We start from the raw sequence: 3414 nt of genomic DNA on the forward strand, positions 1-3414 counted from the left end.
GGGTGGCCATCACCGTCACCCCGCCGACCAGGGCGGCGGAGCACTCGCCCCGACGCAGAGCGCTGACCGCCAGATGCAGGGCGACCAGCGACGACGAGCAGGCGGTGTCGACGGTCAGGGTCGGGCCGTTGAGGCCGTACACGTAGGCGAGGCGGCCGGAGGCGACGCTGCCCATGGTGCCGCCGGCCAGGTAGCCTTCGACCTCGGCGGGCAGGGTGCCGGGTCCGGAGCCGTAGTCGTGGTACATGACGCCGCAGAAGACACCTGTGTCACTACCCCGCAACGACCGTGGGTCGATCCCCGCCTGCTCGAACGTCTCCCACGCCACCTCCAACAACAACCGCTGCTGCGGATCAGTCGCCAACGCCTCCCGCGGCGACATCCCGAAGAACTCCGCATCAAACAGATCCGCGTCGTACAGAAACCCACCCTCACCCGCATACGACTTACCCACCGCCTCCGGATCCGGATCCACCAGATCAGCAGGCCAACCCCGATTCACCGGAAACGGGCCCACCGCGTCCTTCTCGGCCACCACCAGGTCCCACAACTCCTCCGCCGACGACACACCCCCAGGAAAACGACACCCCATCCCGACGATCACCACCGGATCCTCATCAGCCACCACGACCGGAGCCACGGTCTGCTCGGCGGCGGGTGCGGTGTCGGTGAGTCGGCTGGCCAGGTGTTCGGCCAGGGCAGCCGGGGTGGGGTGGTCGAAGATCAGGGTGGCGGGCAGGGTGAGGCCGGTGGCGGTGGCCAGCCGGTTACGCAGTTCCACCCCGGTGAGCGAGTCGAAGCCCAGGTCGGAGACGGTGCGGTCGAGGTCGATGGCGGCCGGGTCGTCGTGGCCGAGGACGGCGGCGGCGTGGGTGCGGACCAGGTTGGCGAGGGCGCGGTCACGGTCGGGCGGGTTCATCGCGGCGATCCGGCGGATCGACGCCGGACCCCGGTCGCGGCGGGGCGCTCGCCGGCCGGGTGCCAGGCTGTGCAGGACGGCGGGTACGTCGGTGGAGGTGCGTAGCAGAGTCGGGTCGACGGCGGTCACGGCGAGCACCGGGTCGGTGCTGGCGACGGCGGCGTCCAGGGCGGTCATCGCGTCGGCGGTGTCGATGGGGCGCAGGCCGAGGCGGGCGATGCGGGAGAGGTCGGTGTCGGTCAGGGTGGCGGACATGGTGCCGCCGTCCTGCCACAGTCCCCAGGCGATGGAGGTGGCGGGCAGTCCGGCGGCCTGCCGGTGTCGGGCCAGTTCGTCGAGGAAGGCGTTGCCGGCGGCGTAGGCGGCCTGTCCGGCGGGGCCGACCAGCCCGGCGATCGACGAGTAGAGGACGAACGCGGTGAGCGGCCTGTCGGCGGTCAGCTCGTGCAGATTCCAGGCGGCGTCGGCCTTCGCGGCGAGGACCTCGTCGACCTGGTCCGCGGTCAGTGAGGCAAGGACGCCGTCGCGGCTGATGCCGGCCGCGTGCACCACGGCGGTGAGCGCGGGATGCCGGTCCAGCAGGCTGGCCAGGGCGGTGCGGTCGGTGACGTCGCAGGCGGCGACGTGCACGCGCGCGCCCAGCCCGGTCAGTTCCGTGGTGAGGTCGGCGACGCCGGGCGCCTCCGGGCCGGTGCGGCTGACCAGCAGCAGGTCGCGGACGCCGTGCCGGGTGGCCAGGTGGCGGGCCAGGGCGGCGCCCAGGGCGCCGGTGCCGCCGGTGATCAGTACCGTGCCGTCACCCCAGTCCGGGGTCGTCTGCGGTGCCGGTCCGGCCGGGACGAGCCGGGGCACCAGCACCTCACCATCGCGGATGCGCAGGTCGGGTTCGTCGCCGAGGGCCTCGCGCAGCAGGGCGGTCCGGGAGGCGTCGGTGTCGTCGGTGTCGACGAACACGACACGGCCGGGATTCTCGGTGCGGGCGCTGCGGACCAGGCCGGCGACGGCAGCGGCGGTGAGCCGGTCGTCGGCGGGCGGGACGACGACGAGGCGGGGACCGGGTTCGCCGGTCAGGTGGTCGCGGAGCACGGCGAGGGTGTCGTGCACGGCGGTGCGGGCCCGGGTGGCCGGCGAACCCGGGCCGGTTGCGGCCACCCGGACGATCAGGACGTCCGGCGGGGCGGTGCCGTCCGCATTCGCCGCCGGAGCGTGGCCGGGCGCCGGGTGTGGCTGCCACTGCGGCCGATAGCGCAGGTCGGTGTCGGAGGGGCGGAACTGATCCGGATCGGCCGGGCGCAGGGTGAGTTGACGGACGGTGGCGACCGGGTCGCCGGTGTCGTCGGTGACGGTGAGGCGGACGGATTCCGGCCCGAGTGGGGTGATCCGGGCGCGCAGGATGGTCGCCCGGGTTCCGGCCAGGTGCACGCCGGCCCAGGCGAACGGCAGCCGGGCCGGGCTGTCGGCGGCGACGCCGGGCAGCAGGGGGTGCAGCGCGGCGTCGAGCAGCGCCGGGTGCACGGTGAACCCGGTGTTGTCGGGACCGGTGATCTCCGCGTACAGGTCGTCGCCGTGGCGGTGCAGGCGTTGCAGGCCGCGGAACTGCGGGCCGTAGTCGTAGCCGTGCTCGGTCAGCCGGTCGTACAGGTCATCGAGGTCGATCTCGGTGGCGGCGGCCGGGACGCGGGTGTCCGGGTGCTCGTCGGGCGGGGTGTCGTTCAGTACGGCGGTGGCGTGGCGCTGCCAGGGGGTGTCGTCGGTGGCGGCGGGGCGGGTGAACACCTCTGCGGTGCAGCGGCCGTCGTCGTGGCCGGTGACGGTGACCTGCAGGTCGAGCGGTTGGTCACCGGGCAGGGTGACGGGTGTGGTCGTGACGAGGTCGACCAGATGGGGGTGCCCGGTGCGGGCGCCGACGGTGGCGAGCAGATCGGTCAGGGCGACGCCGGGAAGCACGACGGTGCCGTGGAGGCGGTGGTCGGCAAGCCACGGCTGGGTGGTGGTGGACAGTTCGCCGGTGAACACGGTCGTGTCGCCGGCGGCGAGGGTGACGGCCGCGGTGAGCAGCGGGTGCCCTGCGGGCCGCAGACCGGCGTCGACGGCACTGGCCGGATGCATCCAGTAGCGGCGGCGCTGGAATGGGTAGGTCGGCAGGGCATGGCGGCGGGTTCCGGTGTCGGCGAGGATGGCGGGCCGGTCGATGGCTGCGCCGGTTGCCCAGAGCGTGGCGGCCGCGGTGCGCACGGCGTCCGGTTCGGGTTGGTCGCGGCGCAGGGTGGGGATGGTGGTGAGGGTGTCGGCGGCCAGGCCGCTGAGTACGGCGTCGGGTCCGATCTCGAGTAGCGTGCGGGCGCCGAGCCGGTGGGCGGTGCGGATCGCGTCGTGGAATCGGACGGTGGAACGGACCTGCCCCACCCAATACTCCGGATCCGACCACTGCGACGTCACCGGCTCCCCCGTCACCGTCGACACCGCCGACACCACCGGCCGCCCGAAAGACAACT

At 73.6% G+C, this 3414-nt stretch carries 1 protein-coding gene; it reads right to left on the bottom strand.

The features are described 5' to 3' along the window. Positions 1 to 3325 (bottom strand): SDR family NAD(P)-dependent oxidoreductase (locus EG812_RS28965; RefSeq protein WP_233579707.1); only part of this gene is annotated, 3325 nt, incomplete at its 3' end. Positions 3326 to 3414: the final 89 nt, after the last annotated feature.

Origin of the sequence: Verrucosispora sp. FIM060022 (assembly GCF_003977705.1) — a bacterium.
GTDB lineage: Bacteria > Actinomycetota > Actinomycetes > Mycobacteriales > Micromonosporaceae > Micromonospora > Micromonospora gifhornensis.